This is a genomic window from Syntrophobacter fumaroxidans MPOB, assembly GCF_000014965.1.
GTDB classification, from domain to species: domain Bacteria; phylum Desulfobacterota; class Syntrophobacteria; order Syntrophobacterales; family Syntrophobacteraceae; genus Syntrophobacter; species Syntrophobacter fumaroxidans.
The window spans coordinates 3834471-3859721 of sequence record NC_008554.1 but is presented as its reverse complement, the minus strand read 5'-3'; the positions used below and the strand labels follow the sequence as shown (position 1 = coordinate 3859721).

At 60.6% G+C, this 25251-nt stretch carries 24 protein-coding genes; 11 read left to right on the top strand and 13 right to left on the bottom strand.

Annotation, left to right across the window (positions count from 1 at the left end; genetic code table 11):
* Nucleotides 1-83: 83 nt before the first annotated feature.
* The 9 genes from SFUM_RS16250 to SFUM_RS16210 form a co-directional block, all read right to left on the bottom strand.
* Nucleotides 84-2021: an oxidoreductase gene (locus tag SFUM_RS16250; RefSeq protein ID WP_011699940.1), complete on the bottom strand. Its 1938-nt coding sequence runs from the start codon at nucleotides 2019-2021 to the stop codon at nucleotides 84-86.
* Between the two features lie 420 nt (nucleotides 2022-2441).
* Complete coding sequence (locus SFUM_RS16245) at nucleotides 2442-3881, bottom strand: 4-hydroxyphenylacetate 3-hydroxylase family protein (RefSeq protein ID WP_011699939.1); 1440 nt, start codon at nucleotides 3879-3881, stop codon at nucleotides 2442-2444.
* Nucleotides 3882-3952: 71 nt separating this feature from the next.
* Nucleotides 3953-4489, bottom strand: coding sequence for a 2-oxoacid:acceptor oxidoreductase family protein (locus SFUM_RS16240; protein ID WP_011699938.1), 537 nt, complete (start codon nucleotides 4487-4489; stop codon nucleotides 3953-3955).
* Nucleotides 4486-5319, bottom strand: coding sequence for a thiamine pyrophosphate-dependent enzyme (locus tag SFUM_RS16235; RefSeq protein WP_011699937.1), 834 nt, complete (start codon nucleotides 5317-5319; stop codon nucleotides 4486-4488). Before SFUM_RS16235 ends, SFUM_RS16240 begins: the two co-directional genes overlap by 4 nt.
* On the bottom strand, nucleotides 5316-6473 hold the full coding sequence (locus SFUM_RS16230; RefSeq protein ID WP_011699936.1) for a 2-oxoacid:acceptor oxidoreductase subunit alpha: 1158 nt from the start codon (nucleotides 6471-6473) through the stop codon (nucleotides 5316-5318). The genes SFUM_RS16235 and SFUM_RS16230 overlap by 4 nt, the downstream gene beginning before the upstream one ends.
* Nucleotides 6466-6720, bottom strand: coding sequence for a 4Fe-4S dicluster domain-containing protein (locus SFUM_RS16225; protein ID WP_011699935.1), 255 nt, complete (start codon nucleotides 6718-6720; stop codon nucleotides 6466-6468). The genes SFUM_RS16230 and SFUM_RS16225 overlap by 8 nt, the downstream gene beginning before the upstream one ends.
* A 40-nt stretch (nucleotides 6721-6760) precedes the next feature.
* Complete coding sequence (locus tag SFUM_RS16220) at nucleotides 6761-7714, bottom strand: hydroxyacid dehydrogenase (RefSeq protein ID WP_011699934.1); 954 nt, start codon at nucleotides 7712-7714, stop codon at nucleotides 6761-6763.
* Between the two features lie 647 nt (nucleotides 7715-8361).
* On the bottom strand, nucleotides 8362-9399 hold the full coding sequence (locus tag SFUM_RS16215; RefSeq protein ID WP_011699933.1) for a deoxyhypusine synthase family protein: 1038 nt from the start codon (nucleotides 9397-9399) through the stop codon (nucleotides 8362-8364).
* Nucleotides 9400-9721: 322 nt separating this feature from the next.
* On the bottom strand, nucleotides 9722-9967 hold the full coding sequence (locus SFUM_RS16210) for a hypothetical protein (protein WP_041442930.1): 246 nt from the start codon (nucleotides 9965-9967) through the stop codon (nucleotides 9722-9724).
* Between the two features lie 531 nt (nucleotides 9968-10498).
* On the opposite strand from SFUM_RS16210, the gene SFUM_RS16200 reads away from it, so the two are divergent.
* The 11 genes from SFUM_RS16200 (at nucleotide 10499) to hpnI (ending at nucleotide 22798) form a co-directional block, all read left to right on the top strand.
* On the top strand, nucleotides 10499-13546 hold the full coding sequence (locus tag SFUM_RS16200) for a CoB--CoM heterodisulfide reductase iron-sulfur subunit A family protein (RefSeq protein ID WP_011699931.1): 3048 nt from the start codon (nucleotides 10499-10501) through the stop codon (nucleotides 13544-13546).
* Nucleotides 13546-13980, top strand: a complete 435-nt coding sequence (locus SFUM_RS16195) for a hydrogenase iron-sulfur subunit (RefSeq protein ID WP_150109538.1) — start codon at nucleotides 13546-13548, stop codon at nucleotides 13978-13980. Before SFUM_RS16200 ends, SFUM_RS16195 begins: the two co-directional genes overlap by 1 nt.
* Entirely contained in the window at nucleotides 13980-14648 is a 669-nt protein-coding gene (locus tag SFUM_RS16190; RefSeq protein WP_011699929.1) for a methylenetetrahydrofolate reductase C-terminal domain-containing protein, read from the top strand. Before SFUM_RS16195 ends, SFUM_RS16190 begins: the two co-directional genes overlap by 1 nt.
* A complete protein-coding gene (locus SFUM_RS16185) occupies nucleotides 14645-15577 on the top strand; it encodes a methylenetetrahydrofolate reductase (RefSeq protein WP_011699928.1) in 933 nt (310 codons plus the stop codon). Before SFUM_RS16190 ends, SFUM_RS16185 begins: the two co-directional genes overlap by 4 nt.
* 99 nt (nucleotides 15578-15676) lie before the next feature.
* The gene (locus tag SFUM_RS16180; RefSeq protein WP_011699927.1) at nucleotides 15677-17083 is read left to right on the top strand and encodes a deoxyribodipyrimidine photo-lyase; all 1407 of its coding nucleotides are present in this window, start codon (nucleotides 15677-15679) and stop codon (nucleotides 17081-17083) included.
* A 360-nt stretch (nucleotides 17084-17443) separates the two neighbouring features.
* Complete coding sequence (locus tag SFUM_RS16175; RefSeq protein WP_011699926.1) at nucleotides 17444-18058, top strand: hypothetical protein; 615 nt, start codon at nucleotides 17444-17446, stop codon at nucleotides 18056-18058.
* Between the two features lie 351 nt (nucleotides 18059-18409).
* Nucleotides 18410-19837 carry a hopanoid biosynthesis associated radical SAM protein HpnJ gene (gene hpnJ, locus SFUM_RS16170; protein WP_011699925.1) on the top strand — a complete coding sequence of 476 codons (1428 nt, stop codon included), beginning with the start codon at nucleotides 18410-18412 and terminating at the stop codon, nucleotides 19835-19837.
* 46 nt (nucleotides 19838-19883) lie between these two features.
* Complete coding sequence (gene hpnK, locus SFUM_RS16165; protein ID WP_041440754.1) at nucleotides 19884-20750, top strand: hopanoid biosynthesis-associated protein HpnK; 867 nt, start codon at nucleotides 19884-19886, stop codon at nucleotides 20748-20750.
* Nucleotides 20747-21148, top strand: coding sequence for a hypothetical protein (locus SFUM_RS16160; protein WP_049766397.1), 402 nt, complete (start codon nucleotides 20747-20749; stop codon nucleotides 21146-21148). Before hpnK ends, SFUM_RS16160 begins: the two co-directional genes overlap by 4 nt.
* Nucleotides 21149-21192: 44 nt before the next feature.
* A complete protein-coding gene (locus tag SFUM_RS16155; protein ID WP_011699922.1) occupies nucleotides 21193-21561 on the top strand; it encodes an EamA family transporter in 369 nt (122 codons plus the stop codon).
* 61 nt (nucleotides 21562-21622) lie between these two features.
* Entirely contained in the window at nucleotides 21623-22798 is a 1176-nt protein-coding gene (gene hpnI / locus SFUM_RS16150) for a bacteriohopanetetrol glucosamine biosynthesis glycosyltransferase HpnI (RefSeq protein WP_083764093.1), read from the top strand.
* A gap of 58 nt (nucleotides 22799-22856) precedes the next feature.
* Here the strand turns inward: hpnI and SFUM_RS16145 are convergent, their stop codons facing one another.
* The 4 genes from SFUM_RS16145 to SFUM_RS16130 all read right to left on the bottom strand — a co-directional run bounded on the left by SFUM_RS16145 (nucleotide 22857) and on the right by SFUM_RS16130 (nucleotide 24993).
* Entirely contained in the window at nucleotides 22857-23276 is a 420-nt protein-coding gene (locus SFUM_RS16145) for a hypothetical protein (protein ID WP_011699920.1), read from the bottom strand.
* 176 nt (nucleotides 23277-23452) lie between these two features.
* Nucleotides 23453-23767: a hypothetical protein gene (locus SFUM_RS16140; protein ID WP_011699919.1), complete on the bottom strand. Its 315-nt coding sequence runs from the start codon at nucleotides 23765-23767 to the stop codon at nucleotides 23453-23455.
* Nucleotides 23754-24371 carry an RNA polymerase sigma factor gene (locus SFUM_RS16135; protein ID WP_041440749.1) on the bottom strand — a complete coding sequence of 206 codons (618 nt, stop codon included), beginning with the start codon at nucleotides 24369-24371 and terminating at the stop codon, nucleotides 23754-23756. Before SFUM_RS16135 ends, SFUM_RS16140 begins: the two co-directional genes overlap by 14 nt.
* A gap of 124 nt (nucleotides 24372-24495) precedes the next feature.
* On the bottom strand, nucleotides 24496-24993 hold the full coding sequence (locus SFUM_RS16130) for a Spy/CpxP family protein refolding chaperone (protein WP_083764092.1): 498 nt from the start codon (nucleotides 24991-24993) through the stop codon (nucleotides 24496-24498).
* Between the last annotated feature and the right edge of the window lie 258 nt (nucleotides 24994-25251).

Here is a 25251-nt window from a genome sequence, read left to right as displayed (position 1 = left end):
GTTCAGCGGCTTTCGCCCTCTCTCACGTCTCTCAAACGGCGGATGGCGGCCGGCCCGTTTCGCACGGTCCCGAGCCGCCCCAATCATATCCCGACGGCAAGCTCAAACGCCTGGTGAATCGCGTTGAAAGCATTGCCGGGATTCCGGCTGTCACCCACAACGTGCCAGGTTCCCCCGCATTCCGCCTGCCTGGCCGACAGATCGTCCACCGGCCGCATTCCGAGCGCCAGCACGACCGAGCGGGCCGGGATCGCGACCTCCCTGCCTCCTCCGATGAGCGGCCGGTCGGAGGCGATCACCGCGTCTTCCCGGATGGCGACCACGCGGTGACCGGTGAGCACGGTCACGCCGTTGGCGGAGAGCCTCGACATGAGCGATTCCCGAACGCCGATCCCGCCGATGATATCCCGTCCGGCCGTGTCTAGGACCTCGATCACCGTGACCTCGATGCCCTTCCCGGCAATCAGGTCGGCCGTTTCGAGCCCGGAAGCCCCCCCGCCGACGACCACCACGGGGCCCGGATCGATCGCCGCCTGCCCCCAGAGCACCTCCGGAACCATGAACACGTGCGGGAGATCGGCCCCGGGGATGGGAGGACGACTCGACGTCGACCCCGTCGCCAGCACATAGACATCGGCCTTCAGGGATTTCAGCAACTCCGTGGTCGCGGCCGTGCCCAGCCGGACGTCAACCCCCAGGCGGGGAAGCTCTCCCGCGTAAAACTCCACCAGCTTGCCGAAATCTCCCTTCTTGGGCGGCAGCGCCGCCAGGTTGAACTGGCCTCCCACCCGGTCCTGTTTTTCCAGCACAATCACTTCGTGCCCGCGCAGCCTGGCGACCCGTGCCGCTTCGCAACCGGCCGGCCCCGCGCCGACCACCACCACGCGCTTCTTCACCGGGGCTTCGGTGATCGGCGATTCGAACTCCCGGCCCGCAACCGGGTTGTACATGCAACTGATGAAGGGCCGCCGCGGGTCCCTCAAGGCACCGAAACAACCCTGGTTGCACCGGATGCACTGGCGGAGCTCGTGAATGCGGCCCTCGGCCACCTTGCGCGGCCATTCCGGGTCGGCTATGAGCGGCCGTCCCAGACCGATGAGATCCGCCTGGCCGGCTTCCACCGCTTCCGCGGCGATCTGCGGGGTCATCGAGTTCCCGACGATGACGGGGACCTTCACTTTTTCCCTGATTGACTTTGCGATGGGAAGCAGCAAGCCCCTCTGAACGTCCGAAGGAGGGATGGCGATGTGGTTCTTGTGCCCCAACCCGCCCGACACGTTGATCGCCGTAACCCCGGCGTTCTCAAGGGCGATTGAAAGCGCCACCGCATCCTCCGCGGAGAATCCTTCGGGGACGAACTCGCTCCCCGAGATCCGGTAGATCACAGGATATTCCGATCCGAGGCGCGACCGAATCTCGGCCAGGATTTCCAGGGGGAAGCGAAAACGTCCCGCCCGGTCCCCGCCGTACTCATCTTTTCTTTTGTTCCAATAAGGAGAAAGGAACTCGGACAGCAGACATCCGTGGCAGGCATGGATTTCCACCACGTCGAATCCGGCCGCCCGCGTCCGCTCCGCGGCATCCGCGAACAACACGGTGAGGTAGCGGATTTCCTCGTGGTTCAGTTCCTTGCAGCCCGGTTCGCGGAAAGGCGAATCGGCCGAAACCGTGTAGGAGGGAAATCCGTTCAACTGCTGTCGGAAATAGAGGCCGAGTTGCAGGGAAGCGAGCGCCCCGCCGTCGTGGATGCGCCGGGCCAGGTGCGCCAGGCCGCCCACCAGGTGGCCGCCGTATGCCCCGAGGGCATTTTTCACGTGGGGCAGCATGGGATGGATGTACGCCTCTTCGACGGTGATCAAAGCGGTTCCGCCGGCGGCGCGCGCGGCATAGTATTCGGCGATGCGGTCGTTGACCTCCCCGCGCGGCCCCGCAAAACAGGTGGACATCGCCGTCATGACCAGGCGGTTCCGGAGGGTCAGGGGGCCTATCCGGACCGGCTCGAACAATCTGTCCATGGACATTCACACCTCCTCGACTCCGGATATTCCCCCGATCTGCAATCATCCGGAGGTCTCAACAAAACGGAGAAACCTCTGCCTTCGTTTCGCTTCCGCCGGGGAGGCAAAACAAGACATGGGATGCATGGTCCTCGTTCCCGCGAACCTCCATGAGCCGAAGGTTCACAAGCAAACACGAACGTCGTCCCCGCCTGGTCTGCAGGCCGGATCGCGGGTACGAGGGAACCGCGTCCAGCCTGATCCCCTTGCGCCGGCGGAGGCCGACATGTTACCACGCCCGCCGGATCGCGGGCACGATAAGACCGTGCCCACCCTTGCTACAGAGGCTTGCGGGGCGCCGCCCGCGATCCGCTCGCAACTCTCGATGCCCGCGCCCGATTGCCCGCCGGGGCGGGTTTCCGGGCCGCCTCGATCCGCTCCCGCCTACTTCGATTCGATTCCCGCCAACCGCTTGGCCGCGTCCTTCTTGGCCTTGAGGTTGCTTTCCCGCAGGATCGTGATCCTGTGGGCCTCGGGAGAACCGCCTCCATGGATGTCCGAAATCGTATCGGCGCTTTCCATGACGAGCTTTTCGATCAGCCGGTACATTTTGACGCGGTCTTCCACCGGCACCGACGCCACCCCCTTCAGGTATTTTTTCAGCAGTTCCCCGACTTCGGGAATGGCCAGGTCGCGATCCGAAGGCAGATCGGCCACGAAGCCTCCGGCGATGTCCACCAGCAGGCGGCCGGCCTCGCTCATTTCCTTGCCTTCGTGGATCTTGGACGCATTGGCCAGCACCGTGTCGATGAAGTAGGTTCCGGAAGGTTCTTTTTTGCCCTCGTAGGACGCGGCCAGGCTGCAGCCGTAGAGGGTTTCCGCCCGGTGGACCATCTCGATGGCCTTCTGCTTGAGATGCCCGGCCTTCTCCGTCCCGTTGTAGTCCATCATGGTGAGGGCCGCTCCGACCATGCAGTCGATCTTGCCCGACTTGCAGCCGCCGTGGCTCTGGCGGTGATAAGCCGAAAAGCGGTTCACCATCTCCACGGCGAATTCCACCTCGCCGCACATGAAGACCCGCTCCCAGGGAACGAACACGTCCTTGAAGATCACGGTCGGGCAGTACTTGGAATAGTGAAGGTTGCCCAGGTCGCAGCCGTCCAGCTGGCGGGTGTCGAGGCTCGATCGGCCCACGACGTGAATCAGGCCGGGAGTGTCGTTGGGGATGGCAAAAGCGAGCGCGTAGTCCTCGTCGCCCTTTCGCAGGGCACGCGTCGGCAGGACGATGATTTCGTGCGAGGAGAGGGAACCGGTCTGGTGCGCCTTGGCGCCCCTCACGACGATGCCGTCCGCATTGCGTTCCACGACCCTCACGTACATGTCCTTGTCTTCCTGCTCGTGGGGGGCCAGGGAACGGTCGCCCTTGACGTCGGTCACGCCGGCGTTGCAGGTCAGGTCGTTTTTCTGAACATGCTTCAGAAACTCGATGAACCGTTTGAAGTAAGGGGTGGAATGCTTGGCGTCGATGTCGTAGGTCACGATGGAAAGGGCGGACAGGCAGTCCAGCCCCGTGCACCGTTGAAAGCAGGTCCCGACACGAGTGCCCATGAGACGATTGATCTTCACCCTGGCGACGAGGTCCGCGATGGACGACGGGGGCAACGTATACCGGTTGACGGGTTCGTGAATGAGGGGACTTTCAGTCACAATGAGAGGGCGATACTCCTCCGTCTCTGCCAGTTCGTACGTCGCCCCCGTCGCCTCGATGCCCGCTCGCAGGCGTGGATTGTCCACAACGCTTTCGATCTTCTCACCGAACATGTAGACCGTCGGCTTCATGCCTCGCAAGGATTCTATATATTCCGCCTTCGTTTTGAGTCCCATGATGTCTCCTCTCTATAATCACCGGTATGCCTGGCCCGGGGCCGCGGGGAGCGAAATCCGGCGGCCTCGTGCTAGCCCGCGACGCTCTGATAGCCCGCGTCGAAAGCCTCCAGGTTGATTTTGTCTTTGCCTTGCGGCACGGAATCCCGGATCGCCTTCTCCAGGGCTTCCCTCGATACCACTTCCGTCACGCGACAGAACGCCCCGAGAATCACCATGTTGGCGGTCATCGGCGCGTTGAGCCGGTTGCGCGAGATGGTCGTGGCGGCGACCTTGTAGAGGCGGCCCGCGCCTCCGGGCGGCTCAGTCACCATGTCGCTGTCGATGATCAGAGTCCCCGCGGGTTTCAGGCCCGACGCAAACCGCGTGATGGAATCCTGCGCCTGCGCCACCAGGACGTCGGGATGGGTCACGCGGGGGAAGACCACGGGATTTTCGCATATGATCAGCCACGCCGCCGCAAAGCCGCCTCTCAATTCGGAGGAATAAGCCTGGGTTTGCGCGGCGTATTTCCCGTCGTACATCACCGCCGCAGCCCCGAGAATCTGCCCGGCCAGAATGGACCCCTGGCCTCCGACACCCGCTATGGTCACTTCCACACGACTCATTTCATTTCCTCCATCACTCGGCGTTTCAAGAGTTCCCATTGGGTGGAGAGCTCGGGCTTTTCCACATCGACCAGTTCACCCACGAGGATTTTGTCCTTGAGTGCCTCCGGGTCCATGTTCTTCGCTTTTTCGAACTTGACGCTGTTCTCCTTGTAATGCCTCAGGATATCGAGCGCCTTGCCCATCTTCGTCACCTTGCCGAACTGGACCGGGCACTGGCTCACCGCTTCGACCAGGGCAAATCCCTTCTTCTGGATGGCCTTTTTGATGGACCTGGTCATCTGCCTCGGGTGCCAGGTGGTCCAGCGCGCCACGAAGGACGCTCCCGCGGCGGCCACCAGGGCGGAAATGTCGAACGTCGGTTCGAGTGTCCCATACGGGTTGGTGACCGTCATCAGGCCCCGAGGCGTGGTGGGCGCGGTCTGTCCGCCGGTCATGGCATAGATGCCGTTGTTCACGAGTACGACGGTCAGGTCGATGTTCCGGCGCGCCGCGTGGATCAGGTGGTTCCCGCCGATGGCCGCCAGGTCGCCGTCCCCGCTCGTCACCATCACGTGCTTGCCGGGCAGGCCGAGCTTCACGCCGGTGGCAAAGGCGATGGGACGCCCGTGGGTCGTGTGGAGCGTGTCGACTTCGAACAGCGGGCTCGGAATCCATGCCGAGCAGCCGATGCCGGACACGAAAACAAAGTCGTCCATGCTCAGGCCGAGCTCATCGATGGCCCTGAGGATCGATTGAATGATAATCCCATTCCCGCACCCCGGGCAGTTCGTCGTCCTGGTCACGTGCGGCCTCATGTATTTTCGCAACGGGTGTACAACAGCGCTCATCGAATCATCTCCTTGATCCGCTTGACCACGTACTCGGGATCGTGTATCTGCCCGAGGATTTGAGGCGGCAGAAAATCCACTTTGCACGCATGGGCCGCTTCGGCTTTGACATAAGGAAAGAGTTGCCCGCAATTGTCTTCCATCACGATGACGTGGCGCACCCGCTCCGCCATTCGCCGGATTTGCTTCTCGGGGAACGGCCAGCAGGTCACAAGCCGCATCGTCCCGATGCTCAGCCCCTCGCCCGCCGCAAGCTCCACCGCCGCCCGCGCCGCCCGCGACACGGTCCCGTAGCTCACCACCGCGACTTCCTTGCCTTCGTAGTCCTCCTCCACGTCGATGATGTCGTCGGCGTGCTTGAGGATCTTCTCGATGGGCGCGGTGATGAACGTGTGCATGACCTCGGGATCGCTCAAATTGCGCATCCCGTGCCGGTCATGGCAGGAACTGGTCACGTGCGCGTGCAGGGACCGGCCGAACACGGGCATGGGAGCAACGTTGACGTCCAGAAAGTCCTGGCGTTCCTTCACGCTCCCCCCTTTGGTCTGGACCCTGCGCTCGACCGTCGGCACCTTCTGCGCCTCGGGAATGAACACCCGCTCCCTCATGTGCCCGATGAACCCGTCCGCCATGACGAACACCGGCACGCGGTAACGCTCCGCAAGGTTGAAGGCCCGCACCGTGTGGTCGAACATCTCCTGGGGGCCGCTCGGACAGAGCGCGATGATCTGGTAGTCGCCGTGGGAGCCTCGAGCGACCTGGACGATATCCCCGGCCATGCCGACCGAGGGGACCCCGGTGGACGGCCCGACTCTCTGCACGTCGATGATGACGAGGGGCGTTTCGGTAGCCACCGCAAAGCCGATGGTCTCCTGCATCAGGCTGATGCCGGGACCGGAAGTCGCCGTCAGGGCCTTGCAGCCGGCCCATGAGGCGCCGACGACCGAGCAAATGGCGCTGATCTCGTCTTCGGTCTGGAGAAAAATCCCCCCCTGACCCGGCAGTCTGGAGGCAAGACGGTTGACGATGTCGCTGGCTGGCGTGATGGGATAACCGGCGGCAAAATTGCAGCCGGCGGCTATGGCCCCTTCCGCGCAGGCAAGGTTTCCCATCATGAAATGCGTGCCGGTCATTACCTTTCCTGGGCTACTCATCTTCGTCCTCTTGATTGGTGGTTTGCACCTCGGCATCCGTTTCCACGACAATGGCGAAATCAGGGCAGTAGATCATGCAGTTGAGACAGGCGGTGCATTCTTCCCGGTTTTCCACCTCGGGAGGCAGGTACCCGTTCTGGTTCATCTCCCGGGAAGTCTTGAACAGACCTTTGGGGCATACGAAGGTGCAGATCCCGCAATCCTCGACGCCCTTGCACGACTGTTCGAAAATGGTAACCGTAGGCATATCAACCTCCATCACTGTAACGTCAAAGACCACGACCGGATCACACCGTCACCGGATATTCCGGTTCCCGCCCTTCCAGTACCGCAACCACGTCAGAAGCCACCAGGCTCATGCGGATCATGGCTTCCTCGGAATGGGCCGACATGTGCGGCGTTCCCACGAAATTGTCCATCTTGAGCAGCGGATGGTCGGCAGGGACCGGTTCGACTTCGTACACGTCCGAACCGACGCCCGCGATCCGTTTCTCGCGCAGTGCCCCCGCTACGTCCTCCTCATTCCACACCGGCCCCCTGGCCATGTTGATCAGGAAGGCGGTGGGCTTCATCAAACGGATCAGCTTCGCATTGACGAAGTGCCGAGTGCTCGGGAGCAAAGGGAGATTGACGCTGATGAAATCGGACTGCTCGAAGACCTCCTCACCGCTCACGCGCTTCGCCTGAAGCTCCTTCTCCACCGCGGGATAGTCGCACACGTCATAGTAAATGACGTTCATGGCGAAACCGTTGCGGCAGATTCTCGCCGTCTGCCGGCCGATTCGGCCGAAACCGAGGACGCCCAGCGCCTTGCCGTGGAGCTCGGTCCCGATGAGCCGGTTGCGGGCGGCCCAATCCCCGGTGCGCAGGGCGATGTCTCCGGTCCGGATCATTTTGGCCAGCATGATCGCCATCCCGACGAAATGCTCCGCCACGCTCTCCGTGTTGGCGGTCGGCGTGAACACGACCTTGACCCCCCGCTCCTTGGCACAGCGCAGGTCAATGGCATCCAGCCCCACGCCGTGGCGTCCGATCACCTTGAGCCGCGGGGCGGATTCGATGAGGGCACGGGTAACGGCGCCGTTGGCGCGGATGATGATTCCGTCGACATCGGCCGCCTGGGCGATCAGGTTCTTTTCGTCGAGTGAAGTCGCATACACGAGTTCGCACTTTTCCGCCAGGACTTCGGTCCCCCGAGCATGCATGGATTCGTAGAGCAGGATCTTGAACTTTGGGGCCATCGCGATCTCCTCGTTCGTTTCAACATCACAGCGCCCTTGGCAAACGATCTGTCCTCGACATTGCAGCAACTTTCGAGACCTTGAAAGGCGGGCAATCCTTCCGGGCAGCCCGCAATTATCGGCAAGATTGTTAACAATTTTATCAACCACAACAAACCCCCTGTCAAGCACTTTTTTTCGAACCGGGGAAAATGTGCCGGAAACCTGGGTGGGGTGATGATCCGGCGCGTCCCGGCAGAGCACCGAAGTCCAGGCGAATCGGACGCGCCTCGTTGCGGAAGAATTTGCGGAGGGGCTCGGGGAGCCGGGGTTGCCGGTCCGACAAGCCAGGAGACATGATCACAATGACAACAGCCGGGCGTTGAGCCGGGATATCCGTGTTTGCCGGTCCGTCAGATTTCGCGAGGCGCGTCCCGGCTCCCCCCGTTAGATCACTGCCTGGATCAGGCCGGGTTGAGCGCGGCGGAACCTTGTGGATCTTGCGTTTCAGAAGCCCAATAGGGCCTAATAGGACTTTGATAAGTCTAATAGGACCTATAGGACTTATGAAAGTTTGCCGGGACCCCGGCGGGACGGCCGCGATCGTCGAGGACGACTTCCTGAGCCGGTCGCTCGACATGCGCCCATGCATATCTTTCTTCTATAGATTATGGGTCGTTGGAACGTTCGGACGATCGGCAACCGGCCTGGTCCATCGATTCGAGCACGTAGGAGAACACCAGCGGCAGCACGATGCTCGCGTCCGATTCGATGATGAACCGGGGGGAATCGACATCCAGCTTTCCCCAGGTGATTTTCTCGTTGGGCACGGCTCCGGAGTAGGAACCGTAGCTCGTGGTGGAATCGCTGATCTGGCAGAAATAGCTCCAATACGGGACGTCTTCCCACATGTCCTGTTTCAGAATCGGCACGACGCAAATGGGGAAATCGCCCGCGATCCCGCCGCCGACCTGAAAAAACCCGATCCGCCTTTGTGCCGAGGCCGACCTGTACCAGTCGACAAGATGCAGCATGTATTCGATGCCGGTGCGGATTACGCCGGAGTTGCGGACGACGCCCTTCAGAACCTGGGCGACGAAGACGTTCCCGAGGGTCGAGTCTTCCCATCCGGGGATGAAAATCGGAAGGTTCTTTTGCGCCGCGGCAAGCACCCAACTGTTTCGAGGATCGATCTGGTAGAGAGGTTCCAGTTTCCCCTCCATCAGCAGCGAGTAAAGGAACTCGTGGGGAAAGCGTCGTTGGCCCGCGGCGTCGGCGCTTTTCCATCCCTCCAGGACAATTCCCCCGATACGCCTGATGGCTTCTTCCTCAGGGATGCAGGTATCCGTCACGCGGTTCAGGCCCTTTTCCAGCAGATCCTTCTCGTCATCGGGCGTGAGGTCGCGGTAATGAGGAACGCGCACGTAGTGCTTCTGAGCCACGAGGTTGAAGATGTCTTCTTCGAAATTGGCACCCGTGCAACAGATGGCGTGCACTTTGTCCCGCCGGATCATCTCCGCGAGCGTGAGCCCTATCTCGGCCGTGCTCATCGCGCCCGCCATGGCCAGGAACATGAAACCGCCATCTTCCAGCAGTTGTATATAGGACTCGGCGGCATCCTTGACGACGGCGGCGTTGAAATGGCGGAAATGGTGCCGAATGAATTCCGAGACACCGCCTTTTCCGGGGACGTCCGACCTGCTCATCACAACTTCTTCCTTCCGCCGCACACCCTGGGCCTCGTGCGCGGATATTGCGTTCAATGAAGTGGGCATTTCGTGAAAATATAGAAACTTTTCCCCGCGTTGTCATGCAATTAATTCCTTGCGGCGCGATATTGCCTGAGATTTCGGGCACATGTCCCATGCATTCGGGGGACGGGGAATGGGATGATTGTCCGAACGGATTCCGCCTGAAAATGAAGATCGGCCGGAAACGTCGGTGCCGACGGCCGTCGCGAGTGAACGCTCCAGCCGGCGCGACCCGCAACGAAAGACGAGAACGCCCGGCCGAACCTCTGTGAGCGGATCAGCCGAAATGGATCTGCTTGCTCACGACGGCCGGTTGATCGAGCTCGACCACCCGGGGGGCGATTCGTCTGAGCTCTTCCTTGTTCCACTGCGGGTCCTCTCCGATCAGTTCGAGGGCCTCCTCGGGCGACCCGGCCAGGACGACGATTTCAGCCTGCAGGTAGTTGTCGCGGTAAACATGCGGTTCATCGAACATGGACCAGCTCGAGTAGAGTTTGCTATGCCGCCAGATGAAGATTTTCATGTCGCACCCTCCGTGCAGCGGATTCGCCCGGCTGCCCCGCTCCATGCGGGCCATGCCTCCCACTCGACGGGACAACCGCTCAAATCCCCGGAAAATTGGAGTCTTGAGGTTACCACGCTCACGGCTGAAGTATATAATAGCTGAGGTACGTATGAGGACGATAAATCGCGTTCATCACGAAGGCCCGCTTCGGATGCCCGCAGCGGCTCCGGGCCGGCGAGCGACGGGGGAAGGCGCGCGGATCACCCCCCGTGCCGTAACCGGCTGAGGAGGTTCCGGCTTTTTTCGCGAAGGAATTGTGCAATTTCCTCTTTTCGATTCGGCCATTTTGCAATATGATAGTGCCTGTCATTGGTGATCGTATCCTTCTTTCTGTTCGACCGCTCCGTTTCAGTTCGATTTCCTATCTTGTTGATTTCCTGTCTTGCCGTTCAACCATTGTTCTTTCAGGCTCCAGAAGCTTATTCTTGCCACGGGATTTTCCGGAGCAGTGCTGTGGAACGTCCCATCAACGCCTTAGAGGTACAAATTATGGAGACTAGCAACGGCAGTACATTTGGATCGGTTATGGTCGTGGGTGGCGGCGTTGCCGGCATCCAGGCCGCACTGGACCTCGCCAACGCGGGCTTCTACGTCTACCTGGTGGAAAGGGCATCCGCGATCGGCGGGGCGATGTCGCAGTTGGACAAGACGTTTCCCACCAACGACTGTTCGATGTGCATCCTTTCTCCCAAACTCGTGGAGTGCGGCAGCCATCCGAGCATCCGGCTCCTGACCACGAGCGAGTTGACGGCCCTGGAGGGTGATGTGGGGCGCTTCCGGGCCAAGGTCCTTCAGCATCCCCGCTACGTGGACCTCTCGAAGTGCATTTCCTGTGGCGCCTGCGCCGAGAAATGCCCCGCCGTGGTGAGTGATGCCTACAACGCCGGGCTCGGAAAGCGCAAGGCGATCTACAAACTGTACGCGCAAGCGACCCCTTCCGGATACGCCATCGATGCCGCCAACTGCCGCAGGATCGGGCGGGGAAAGAAATGCAGCGTCTGCGCCAAATTCTGCCCTGCCGGCGCGGTCGACTACACCCAGCAGGAGCAGGTGCTCGATCTCGAAGTGGGGGCGGTGATTCTGTCCGCCGGGTTCCAGGCCTTCGATCCCGCCGGGCTGGACACTTACCTGTACAACGATCATCCCAACGTGGTCACGAGTCTCGAGTTCGAGCGCATCCTCAGCGCCTCGGGCCCGTTCATGGGGCACCTGGTCCGGCCTTCGGATCACGCGGAGCCTCGCCGGATCGCATGGATTCAGTGCGTCGGATCGCGCAACGTCAATCACTGCGAGAACGGCTATTGTTCGAGCGTCTGCTGCATGTATGCCATAAAGGAGGCGATTGTCGCCAAGGAGCACAGCAAGGAGCCCCTGGATGCGACGGTTTTCTTCATGGACATGCGCACGTACGGAAAGGATTTCGAGAAGTATTACAACCGGGCGCAATCCGAGTACGGCGTGAAGTTCGTCCGATCGAGGGTGCACACCATCGATCGGGCGCCGGGGGACCGGCTGAGCATATCGTATACCACCGAAGCGGGGGAGCAATCCGAGGAGCAGTTCGACATGGTGGTTCTGTCGGTCGGCATGGAGGTATCCGCCGAAGCGACCGCCCTGGCGGGAAGACTCGGCATTTCGCTCAACAGTTATCGGTTCGCGGAAACCAGCTCCTTTGCGCCGGTGAGCACTTCGCGTCCGGGGGTCTACGTTTGCGGCGTGCTCCAGGGACCGAAGGACATTCCGTTTGCGGTGGCGGAAGCCAGCGCGGCGGCCGGAGCGGCGGCCGGGGACCTCGCGGATTCCAGGGGAACGAGGGTGAAGGTGAGGGAGCTCCCCCCCGAGCTCGATCTTGGCGATGAGAGTCCCCGCATCGGAGTCTTTGTCTGCAACTGCGGCATCAACATCGGTTCCGTCGTCAAGGTCCCGGAGGTGGTCGAGTATGCCGCGAAGCTGCCTCACGTCGTTTGGACGGAGGAAAACCTTTTCACGTGTTCCCAGGATACCCAGGAACGCATCCGGCAGGCGATCAAAGAGCACCGGCTGAACCGTGTGGTGGTCGCGGCCTGTTCGCCGCGCACCCACGAACCGCTCTTTCAGGACACCTTGAAAGGCTGCGGCCTCAACAAGTACCTTTTTGAAATGGCCAATATCCGCGACCAGGATTCCTGGGTGCACCAGAAAGAACCGGGGAATGCCACGGAAAAGGCCGTCGATTTGGTCCGCATGGCCGTGGCCAGGGCCGCGCTCCTCAAGCCCCTCATCGAGCGGCCTCTCGAAATCAACCAGAAGGCGCTCGTGATCGGGGGAGGAATTTCCGGATTGAACGCGGCTCTCAACCTTGCCCGGCAAGGCTTCGAGGTGGCCCTCGTGGAAAAGGAAAAAGAACTCGGAGGCATCGCCCGCCGCCTCCACCACACCATCGAAGGTCTCGACGTGCAGTCCTACCTGGCGGAACTGGTCAGAGAGGTGCGTGGGAACGGCAGGATCGAGGTCCTCTCCGACACGGTCGTAGCCGGATACAAGGGATACAAGGGCAACTTCGTCACCGAGGTGCGGACGAACTCGGGAGAGGAGCGGCGCACGATCGATCACGGCGTCGCCATCGTGGCCACCGGTGCCGTTGAATACAAGCCGACGGAGTTTCTCCACGGGGAGCACCCGATGGTCATGACCCAGCTCGACCTCGGGCGCCTGATCCATGAGGACGGCCGGGGAATCTCCAAGTGGCGGCGCGTCGTCATGGTCCAGTGCGTGGGCTCGCGCAACGAGCAGAACCCCAACTGCAGCCGCATCTGTTGCCAGAACGCGGTAAAGAACGCCCTGACCCTGAAGGAGCTGAACCCGGACCTCGAGATTATCATCCTTTACAGAGACATGAGGATGTACGGAATGCTCGAGGATTACTACACCAAGGCGAGGCAGGAAGGGATCCTCTTCTGCCGGTATCAACAGGCCAATCCGCCCGCGGTGACATCGGAAAACGGCGCCCTGCGGGTTACCTTCAGCGATCACGTGCTGAACCGGAGCATCCAGGCCGGGGTCGATGCCGTCGTGCTCAGCGCCGGGACCGTGGCGGCCGACAACGAGCGCCTGGCCACGTTGCTGAAGGTTCCGCGCAATGCCGAGGGTTTCTTCATCGAGGCCCACGCCAAGCTCCGCCCGGTGGACTTCTCCTCCGAGGGCATCTACCTGTGCGGAATGGCCCACGGGCCGAAGCTCATCAGCGAATCCATCGCCCAGGCCATGGCGGCGGCATCACGCGCGGGAGCGTTTCTCTCCTCCAAGGACCTCACCATCGGAGGAGTGGTTGCCCGGGTGGACCCGAGCCTGTGCGCGGCCTGCCTGGTGTGTGTCAGAAGCTGCCCTTACGGCGTCCCGCAAATCAACAAGGACGACGTTTCGGAAATCAACGAAGCTCTGTGCCAGGGCTGCGGGATCTGCGCGTCCGAGTGCCCGGCAAAGGCGATTCGACTGGCCCACTACGCAGATGATCAAATCATGGTCAAGGTGGATGCCCTGTTGGAAGGAGTGCTTTGATGGATCAATTCGAACCGGTGATCGTGTCTTTTTGCTGTACCTATTGAGCATACTCCGCAGCGGACCTGGCAGGTTCCATGCGATTGAGTTACCCCAGCAACATCAGGATTGTAAAGGTGCCCTGCACCGGCAGTGTGGCTCCGATCCACCTTCTGAGAACCCTCGAAAAGGGTGCCGACGGAGTTTTCGTCGCCGGGTGCCTGGAGGGAGACTGCCATTACCAGGCCGGGAATCTCCGGGCCAGAAAGCGGGTGGACTACGTGCAGGAAATTTTGAAAAGCATCGGGATCGAACCCGAGCGGGTCGTGATGTACAATCTGTCCGCCGGGGAAGGTCCGAGATTTGCCGAGATTGCGGTGGAAATGACGGAAAAGATCCGACAGTTGGGGCCCAACCCCATAAAGCGTCAAGGTGACGCGAAGGAGACTGCCTAATGATCATGGCCAAAGCGAAACCCATTGAAGAAATCGTTGACGAGATCAAGGATTTCAAGAGAATCCTGATCGCCGGCTGCAACGGCTGCGTGACGGTCTGTGAAGCCGGGGGAATGAAGGAAGTGGAAGTCCTGGCATCGGCGCTCCGGATGTATTTCAAAAAGACCGGGCAAGACATGGAGATAGGGGAGATCAGTCTCACGCGCCAGTGCGACAAGGAGTACATCAAGGAACTGCGGGACGGGATAGGCAAGTACGATGCCGTGGTTTCGCTCGCCTGCGGCGCGGGGGTTCAGTTCCTGGCGGAAATGTATGAGACCAAGCCGATTCTTCCCGGAGTGGACACCTGTTTCATCGGGGTGACGGAAGAACCTGGGGTCTGGACGGAGCGGTGCGCGGCCTGCGGAGAATGCATGCTGGCCAGCACGGGAGGCATCTGCCCCATCGCCCGGTGCTCGAAGCGGATGGCCAATGGTCCCTGCGGTGGCTCCTCGGACGGGAAATGCGAAGTGAACAAGGAAATCGCCTGTGGATGGCAGCTCATCTACGACCGTCTGAAGGTCTTGGGACAATTGGACCGGTTCGAGAAACCCGTCAGTCCCAAGAATTGGAAAACAAGCCGCGACGGCGGCCCACGAAAGATCATCAGGGAGGTCTCGCGCCAATGAGCACAACCACCCCAAGCAAACTGCAAAAGATTCTTGCTGCCGGACACTTTGGCGTCACCACCGAATGCGGGCCTCCCAGGAGCTGCGATGGCGGTGTCGTGGAAGAGAAAGCCAAACACGTCGCCGGTCACGTGGATGCGATCAACGTCACCGACAACCAGACGGCGGTGGTTCGGATGTGCAGCCTCGCCTCCTGCATCCGGCTCCGAATCATGGGCCTCGAACCGGTGCTTCAGATGGTGACCCGCGATCGGAACCGCATCGGGCTCCAGAGCGACTTGCTCGGAGCGGCGTCCTTCGGGATCAACAACGTGCTGTGCCTGACCGGCGACCACCAGAGCTTCGGCGATCACCCGGAAGCGGCCAACGTTTTCGATCTCGATTCCACCCAGCTCATTCAGACCGTGAAGTTGATGCGCGACGACGCCAAGCTGCTGAGCGGAGCCGAGTTGAAAACGTGCCCTCAGATGTTCATCGGAGCGGCCGAAAACCCGTTCGCCGATCCGTTCGATGTCCGGGTTTCGCGCCTGGCCAAAAAGGTCGCGGCGGGAGCGCAATTCATCCAGACCCAGTGCATCTACAACCTGGACAAGTTCAAGAAGTGGATGCAGGGCATCGTCGACCGGGGACTCCACGAAAAGGTTCATATCCTCGCCGGGTTTACGCCCATGAAGGGGGTGGGTATGGCCAAGTACATGAAAAATCGGGTCCCGGGAATGGACGTTCCGGATGACATCATCAAAAGGCTGCAGGGAGTCCCCAAGGAAAAACAGCCCGATGAGGGAATCAACATCTGCATCGAACACATCCAGGAACTGAAGGAAGTGAAAGGCGTCGCCGGCTTTCACATCATGGCGATCGAATGGGAGGAGAAGGTTCCCGAGATCGTGGAGCGCGCGGGACTGTATCCCAGGCCCAAGGTCGATTGACCCCTCCGGCGGCGCCATCCGTGCCGGGAATCCGCCCGGCGATTCGGACCCGGCGGGGAGACGCCCATCGAGAGGCGTCGAGCAGGGAGAGGACACCAGGTGGAACGATCGGACGTTGAGGCGGAGAGGATCACGTTCCTCAACCGGCAGAAGCGCTCCAAAGGCGCTTACGTCCTTTATTGGATGCAGCAATCCCAGCGGAGCGAGTTCAACCACGCCCTGGAATACGCGGCTCACCGGGCGAATTCGCTCCGGCAACCGCTGGTGGTCGTATTCGGCCTCACCGGCGATTACCCCGAAGCCAACCTTCGGCATTATACGTTCATGCTTGAAGGGCTCGAGGAAACCGGGGCGTCCCTGCAGGCGCGCGGGATCAAACTGGTCGTGATGCACGCTTCCCCCCCGGACGCCGCCCTGGCGGCCGCATCGGAGGCATCGTTCCTGGTCTGCGATCGTGGGTATATGCGGCACCAGGCGCTCTGGCGCGCCGCCGTGGCGGCCGCGGCTCCCTGTCCGGTGGTGCAGGTGGAGGCCGACGCGATCGTTCCGGTCGAAACCGCGTCCAGCAAGGCCGAATACGCGGCGCGCACGCTGCGGCCGAGGGTTCACACCCACGCCCGCTCGTTTTTGACGGAACCGGCCCCTGCCGAGCTGCGCAAATCGTCCCTCGATGCGGATCTGAACGGCATGGACGTCACGGACACGGCGAGGGTCCTGCGCAAGCTGCGCGCCGATCGCTCGGTTCCTTCCGTGACCCGGTACTACCGCGGAGGGACAAGCCGCGCAAAAGAATTATTCGAGACTTTTTTGCGGGATGATATCGGCCGATACACGGAGGACCGAAATCAGCCGCACGCCGGCGCCGTGTCGCACATGAGCATGTACCTGCATTTCGGACAGATATCCCCCGTCTACCTGGCGCTCCGGCTCGGAGAAGTCGGCCGCGAGCGGGATACGCAGAAAGCGGCGTTTCTGGAACAGTTGCTGGTACGGCGTGAGCTCGCCTTGAATTTCGTCCATCATACCCGGAATTACGATTCCTATGAATGTCTGCCGCGCTGGGCGCGGGAAACACTGGCCCGGCACCGCAAAGACCGCCGCGAGTTCCGCTACGGCCGGCAGGAGCTGGAGAACCTGCGGACACACGACGAATACTGGAACGCCGCCATGACGGAGATGAAGTTTACCGGCTACATGCACAATCACATGAGGATGTACTGGGGGAAGAAAATACTGGAGTGGAGCGAAACGCCCGAAGAGGCATTCCAGACCATCCTGGCCCTGAACAACAAGTATTTCCTGGACGGCCGCGATCCCAATTCCTATGCGGGAGCAGGATGGGTTCTCGGTCTGCACGACCGGCCATGGAAGGAGCGCCCGATTTTCGGAACCGTACGGTACATGGCCGCCTCCGGTCTCGAGCGAAAATGCGACATCAAAGGCTACGTGGAAGAAATGAAGCGGCTGCGTGCTGGGGCGACCCAGCCGCGCGCGACGGCGGGATGACCCTTTTTATGCCCTTCGAGCGGGGGACGGCTCCAAACCCCGCGTCAAACAATCCTTGATAGGAATTCCGGTCTTCATTATATTGAGCGGGGGAATTCCCCGACCCCCTTACGGAGTCGCCGACCTGCGCACCCTGGTGGAACCGGAGACATTCAGATTTTCCACGCCGGCACGGGGTCTTCGCTTCTGAACCGGCCCAGGGAAGAAGAGCGAGGGATGCAACCCCACGCCCGTAAAGCCTTTCTCCGAGGTCGTTTTTCGCCGGGAGAGGAGTCCAAAGGACATGCAGGGGCCGTGTGCTTTTCCTCCCGGAGTCATTGAACGGAGACATCGAGATTCCCATTTCCAAGGAGCCGCCTCATGAAGAAACTGGTTTGCCTTTCCGCCGCACTGGTGGTTTCACTCCTGTTCTGCGGCTTGTGCGGTGCCGAGGCTCCTCGTCAGATCGCCGGATTCCGCCTCGGCGTGAACGTCTCTCAATACAAGGATCAGGTTCAAGTGGAGACGGCGGTGCCGCTGCGCCACTCCGAGTATTTGTCCGAGGTGGACATCAAGCCTATCGACGGTTACAGGAGCGGATACCTATCCTACGGAAACTGCGACCAGCCGGGAATCATCGTCAAGATAAAGTTGAAGTACGACAGGGATGACAAAGAGTTTTTCGACGAATTGATGGAACGGTTCGACAAGAAATTCGGAAAGCCCTCCGAGTACAAGGGTGACGCATTCCGGGCATGCATCGCCTGGAAATGGTCATTCACGGATTCGGAAAAAAACAAGATCAACATGGTGTTGCAGCACAATTGCCAGGATGATGAAGATTACACCAGCGGCAACGCGGTCAAGCTCTGGATGAAGAACCGCATCGACAGGGAGCGCGCCTGCCACGAGGAGAAGCAAACGGAATCGAAGGGGGAGGATGCCGAGAAGAAAGCCCGAAAGAAGCCCGACATCAGGAACCTGATCCCGGAATGAAACCGGAGCGCCCGCCTGTTCAAGTCAATGGAAGCAAGACCGAAAGTCATGACTAGGTCGGGCTGTTTCCGCCTCCCCATGGGTTCCGGCCCCTGCTCCTCAAAACTCCCTAGTTGCGCAAAACGGCCCTGCGCCGCCCTGCCCGGTGCGTCCCATGGGTTCATGCGCCCTTACCGGTAAGCAGCCTGAGGTCTTCGCGCCCGAGCGAGGTTCTTGCGCGCGTTCGCAAAGGCTCCCGAGCGTTGAGGGGAGGCCGGGGACAATCGCCCCCGCAGCCCCGGCGCACTTCACTTGACATCAATACCCATGCCCCTTATAGTTCATCGACTCAAGAAGCCATGGGAGGACCAAATGAAGACTCTGCTCCTGAATCCTCCGTCGTTCGAGAAGTTTGACGGGGGGGCAGGTTCCCGCTGGCCGGCCCGGCGTGAGATCACGTCGTACTGGTATCCGGTGTGGCTCGCCTATCCGGCGGGAATGATCAAGGAAAGCAGGCTGCTCGATGCCCCTCCTCACGGTGTCACTCCGGAGGAAACCATACGCATTGCCGGAGACTACGACTTCATTGTCCTGTTCACCAGCACACCGGGGTTCAACAACGATATCCTGCTGGCGGAAATGATCAAGAAGAGCCATCCGGACGTCCGAATAGCTTTCGTCGGTCCGCCGGTGTCGGTTCACCCGGAGGAGTCCCTGAGGGCCTCCCCGGCGATCGACTTCGTGGTGAGGAAGGAATTCGATCACGCGGTCACCGAATTCGCCCAGGGAAAACCTCTGCCCGATATACTCGGCGTGAGCTACCTGGAGAACGGCCACATCGTCCACACCCCCGATCGCCCTGTGTTCACCGACCTGGATTCATTGCCCTCGGTGGTGGATGTCTACAAGCGGGACTTGGACATAACCCGCTACAACGTGCCGTTCCTCCTCCACCCGTTCATCGCCTTTTACACCGGCCGGGGCTGTCCCGCGCGGTGCACCTATTGTCTTTGGCCGCAGACGTTCAGCGGCCACACATACCGCCCGCGGGCAGCCGAAAGCGTGGCCTCCGACGTGAAACGCGCCTTCGAGCTCTTCCCGAACCTCAAGGAGATCTTCTTCGATGACGATACCTTTTCGTGGGACAAGACCCGGGTGCTCGATCTGTGCGCAAAGCTCAAGCCCCTCGGGTTCACCTGGTCCTGCACGTGTCGCGTCAACGCCGATCATGAGATGCTGAAGGCGATGAGAGACGCCGGCTGCCGTCTCCTGATCGTCGGATTCGAATCCGGCGACTCCGGCATTCTGAAGAACGTCAAGAAAGGCGCGACCCCCGAGCTGGCCATGAGTTTTATGAAGACGGCCAGGAGCCTGGGGTTGGCGGTTCACGGGGATTTCATCATCGGCTTGCCGGGGGAAACCCGGGAGACGATCAAGACAACCATGCGGTTTGCCGAGGAGCTCGACTGCGAGACCATCCAGGTGTCCATAGCGCACCCGTTTCCAGGCACCGATTTCGAAGTCTGGCTGCGCGATCGGGGTTACCTGACCAAGGACGAGATGTTCGATGAACTGGGGCACCAGCTCCCCAATTTCGAATACCCCGGCCTCACAAGGCATGAAATCGTCCAGGCCGTCGAAGACTTTTACGGGCGATACTATTTTCGTCCGAAAGTGGCCTTTCGCATCATCAGGCGCGCGCTTTTCGACAAGACGGAAAGAAGTCGCCTGTACAGAGAAGCGAGGGAATATCTCCAGCTTCGGGCCAAACGAAAGCGATTCGTGCGGGGAAAGGTTTGAAGCTGCAGGGCAGGCGAAGATTTGGCGACACCGGTTTCGGGGTGTGATGAACCGAGCTCGAGTGATTCTCAACGGCGATGATTTCGGGGCCTCCGAAGAAGTCAACCACGCCATTGTCGCGGCATTCCGACGGGGCGTCCTGTCGAGTTGCAGCCTCATCGTCACCGGCGATGCCGCCCCTCACGCAGTCAAGCTGGCCAGGGAAAATCCCGGTTTGGCCGTCGGTCTCCATCTCGTCACCGTTCTCGGCAAGTCCGTGCTGCCCCCCAAGGAAATACCGGCGTTGGTGGACCGGAACGGATGTTTTCCTTCCGATCCGGCCATCGCCGGATTGCGGTATTTTTTTTGCCCGGCGGCCAGGAAGCAGTTGAAACGCGAGCTCTCGGCCCAGTTCGAGCAGTTCAGGGCCACCGGTCTGAGGGCATCTCACGTGGACAGCCACCTGCACATGCACGTGCATCCGGTGGTGTTCGACGCGGCCGTGGAACTCGCCGGGAAGCACGGCATCCGGGGAATGCGGTTGCCGGAAGACGATCTGTGGACTGCCGTACGCTTCGACGGCGGCCTGTCCGCTGCAAGAATGCTCACCACCCTCGTTTTTCGCCTGTTGTGCCGGCGCATGAAGCGGGTCCTGAGAAGGGAGGGCTTCGCATTTGCTCCGAGGGTCTTCGGCCACCTGATGAGCGGCGGAATGACCGAGGAATATGTCCTCCACGTGTTGAGACATCTCCCGGTCGCAACGAACGAAATTTACTTCCATCCGGCCCTGTGTCATAGTGTGGAACGTGGTGACGCCACGGCGGCCCAGCTTGCGAAGGAATTCGAAATCCTGATCAGCCCCCGAGTGAAGGAGGCCATCCGGACAGGCGGTATCGATGTGATCAATTACAGCAACTTGAAGGCATGCTTATGAAAACCGCCGTTGTTCTGACCATAGCCGTGTTCGCCCAAGCCATCGGCAATGCGTGTTTGAGCAAGGGGATGAAAGGCATTGCCCTTGACCAGTTCGATGGAAGCTTCTCGGCCATGCTTTTGCTGGATGCCATGAGAGAACCGCTGATCTGGCTGGGCACGCTGCTGCTGATCCTCTTCCTCGTGATGTTCTCGGCGACGCTCACATGGGCGGACTTGAGCCTTGTGCTGCCGGCTACGGCGTTCGGCTACATCCTGAACGTTTTTTTCGGTTACCATTTTCTCAATGAAACGGTGTCCAATGCGCGATGGGCCGGCACCGTCCTGATCTTCGTCGGTGTAGTGCTCGTCGCGGGGTCGGGCCGCAAATCCAAGCGCCGCCTGGACGGCGATGCATGACGGAGGCGGATCCGGCTTCCGATACCGGTTTGATGGAGCACTGAATGATAACCGCTCTCCTGGTTCTGATCATCGTCGTGTCGAACGCCGCCGGCGATGTGTTGATCACACGGGGGATGAAGCAGATCGGCGAAGTCGCTTCCATCTCCCCTCGTGAATTGCTTTCCGTCGCCGGAAGAGTATTCACCAACCTGAGTTTCCTTTCGGGCGTGGCCAGCCTTGCGGTGAGCTTCTTCGCCTTTCTGGCCGTTCTGTCCTGGGCGGATTTGAGTTTCGTCGTTCCCGCGACGTCGCTTGTTTACGTCGTTACGATTATCGGAGCCAGATTCGTCCTGAAGGAAGAGGTCAACGGGTTGCGCTGGGCGGGAACACTGCTGGTCTGCATGGGTGTCGCGCTGGTCTGTGTTCCCTGAAAGGGATCGGCCCTCGGGTCCGCGAATCCGCCGGCCGCATCGATTGAACCCATGGCATGAAATGCAGGCTCCGATGCTCACCGATTGTGTCGTTTTTTTCCTGTCCCTGCTGTCCCTTGCCGGGTGCGCCTATTACCTCACCTGCATCGTTGCCGCACGGCGGTTCTTTTCCCGCCCGCGCTCCGCTGCGCCGGTCTCCGCGGTCCGACCCGCCTCGATTCTCATTCCTCTGTGCGGCGCCGATTTCCAGGCCTATGACAACTACGCTTCGTTCTGCCGCCTGGACTACCCCGAGTTTCAGCTCGTGTTCGGCGTCCAGGACCCCATGGACAGTTCGATCCCGGTGGTGGAACGGCTGAAGGAGAACTTCCCTCACTGCGACATTCATCTGGTGATCGACTCGAAGGCCATCGGGACAAACCCCAAGGTGAGCAATTTGAACAACATGCTCGCGGCCGCCCGGCATGAATTGATCGTAATTGTGGACAGCGACATCCGGGTGGAAGCGGACTACCTGTCCACCCTGGTTCCGGAGCTCGCGGACGAGCGTATCGGCCTCGTCACCTGCCTTTATCGCGCCGGGGCGACCCCGAATTGGACGTCATTGCTCGAAGCGGTCGGGATAACGGGCGAGTTTGCCCCGGGTGTTTTGGTCGCCGACTTCACCGAAGGCATCCGGTTCGCTTTCGGCGCCACCATGGCGACCACGAAAACCAGGCTGTCTTCCATCGGGGGGTTTGCGGCCATCGCCGATTACCTCGGGGACGACTACATGCTGGGAAACCTGCTTTGGAGAGAGGGATACGAAATCAGGCTGGGAAGGCCGGTGGTGGAGACGATGCCGCCTCCGCTCAGCTTCCGCTCGATGCTCAATCATCAAATCCGCTGGTCGCGAAACATCCGGGCCTGCCGTCCCATGGGCCATTTCGGGACGGCGATCACTTACGGCACGGTTCCGGCGCTGCTCAACTTCATTTTCTTCGCCTCGCCCTTTACTTTCCTGCTGCTGGGCGCCGTTGCGGCCCTGCGGCTTTTTACCGGGTGGTACGTCGGGGTGCGCGGCCTGCGGGATCGGATACTGGAAAAGAACCTCTGGCTGCTGTTGCCTCGGGACCTGTTGGGATTTGGCGTCTGGTGCGCCAGCCTGACCGGATGGAGCGTGGAATGGCGAGGACGGCGCTACCGTTTGCAGAAAGACGGCAGGATGCTGCCGCCGGGCGAGAGACCGGAGCCTTGAGCTTTCGCGGCATTTCGGGCGTCGCCGGGCTTTCATGGGGCCAATCGCTGCTTCTTCTTCAGGTGCAGTCCCAGCCGCCGTGGCGCCCCCCGTGCCAATCCAGCTGTCTCTTCCAACGATCCCGGGCTCTTGTATGCATGGCGTCGAGTTTCTCTTGCTGCTCGGGTGTCAGCAAGGGCTTCATCTGGGCGATTGCCCCCCGGATGATCTCCTCGACCTCCGGCCTGTGTTTTCTCCGGGTTTCCATCAACCGCCGCTCGGCCTCACAGATGATCCTGCCCACCTCAACCCGCTGTTCCCCGGTCAACTGAAGCTCTCCGGCCAGCCGCCGCATGATGTTCTTGCCCATCATGGGCCGATGGCCGCCGATGAGTGACTGTTCCAGCGATCCTTTGAGGTAGAATCCCGTTCCGGCGACACCAACCAGGACTCCCGAAAGAAAAAGCGCGATCAATCCGAGCCATACTTTCCACTTCATCGTCGTTCAGCTTTCATACCAGGTTGCATTCAAGTCCGCAGCACCTGGGCGGGAGGGCATAAAGCGTTTCTCTTGCTACGTCTGGCCGGCACATCGTTCCGCAGGGACCGGGTTTATCCACGCCCGCGTCTTCTCCCGCCGGACAGGTTTTGCGTGATCTTGAACGCACCTTGGTATCACAAGAGATCAAGAGAGCCGGCGATCAGAATGTCGTCGCCGAAAAACGCCGCCGCTTCGTATTCCGCGCCCGAATTCGACCCGAAGGTATAGAAAAGCACCAGCACGGCCACCAGCGAAACCGTGGCGGCGAACCTCCATACCAGCCGCAGTGGAACAGGCTCCCGCACATCATCCCGTCGGGGAGCGGCCGCGCGGATGTCCCGCATGATGTCGCTTCTCAGCCGCGAGCTCATCCGTTCCGTTTCCCTGTGCCGACGGGCGGACAGCAATGCGTTCTCGATTCTCGAAATCTCTTCCTCATCTGCTTTCATCTTCGTGATCCTTCTGTTCCAGCAGCTCGGAAACGACTCTCCTCATTTTACGTTTTGCCCGGTAAGCCCTCACTTTGACGCCCACGACGCTCCATCCCAGCAAATCGGCGGCTTCCTTCACCGGAATGCCGTCGAGATAGAGCATCGTGAGAACCGTGCGATCGCCCGCGGACAATCTTTCGAGGGCATACTCGAGGACTTCCCCGGCTTCCTTCCTGCCCGCTTCCCTTTCGAAAACCTCCTGCGATTCGACGCTTCGCACGGCATCGACCCATTTCTGGTGGTCCTCCGTGAGACTCGTCAGGGCTATTTCCCTGTTTCTTCGTCGATTTCGCCAGAAATCATAACAGCACCTCACCGCGATTTTGGACAGCCAGTACCCGAAGGGGGCCTTCGCCGAATAACCGGGCAGGGAGCGGTAGGCCCGCACGAAAGCCTCGTGGACCACTTCTTCCGTATAGTCGCGCGGCACATGGTTCGAGACAATACGACAGACCCGATCGCCATATTTCTCCATCAGCGATTCGAAGGCGTTCACATCGCCTCCGAGTACCCTCCCGATGACCTCGGAATCGAAATCGTCACCGCGCCGGTTGTCCTTCACTGGGATCAAGGGCCTCTCTGTGCAGGAAAATCCACCGGACAATGAGACTCGGAGCGCGCGTCCGGAGGGGGAATATCCGTTGGTCGCGGCCGTCGCTCCCGAGCCGCGACCGTAAGGGGAAGGATCACTTGCCGTACTTGTCGATCCAGTCATCCAACAGGAAGTTCCCTCGATGCCCTCTCCCTTCAAACATCGCTCCGAAATGCGCCCGCTGTTCCGCCAGTGCCGCGCGTTGTTCCGGCGTGAGCACGCCCTTGATCTCCGAGAGCGCTCGCCCTCTCAAAACGGCCGCCTGCTCTCCAACGGTTGCGAGTTGCCGGACGGCCTGCCTGATGGCTTCCTCATCCAGAGGCTCGGCATTGATCCGGTCGAACAGGGCCTTTTTCGCCTCCCTCATTTGCCCGACCACCGTCCTGAACTCGTCGCGATTGGATTTCATGATCACGGCGACGTCATGCTTCTGAGCCTCCGAAAGATTCAAGCTGAGCAGGGTTCCGAGCATGCATCCCCCGTACCCTCCTCCGCCACCGTGACCACGCGGCCCGGCCGCAGCGACGCTCGCCCCCACGGAGGCCATTGTAAACAGCACAAGGATTGAAACCAAAGCGATCTTTTTCATCATACTCTCCTTTTTCGGAACAACTCCATTCGAAACTTTCCGGTGCAGCCGGATCCACTTTCGATGACTTAGTCGCAGCGGCCACGGCAAAAGTTACAGTCGGTGGTCCCGATTCCCGGTATGCCTTCGGAATCGTAGCGCAAAGGCAATCTCCGCCGAGAAGGGGAACCAGTTACGATTTATGCCGATTCACGTTCAGGGTTGCCGAGGAGGGGATCAGCGGAAGGTATCGCGGGCGGGTTTCGCGGCGATTATGACAAG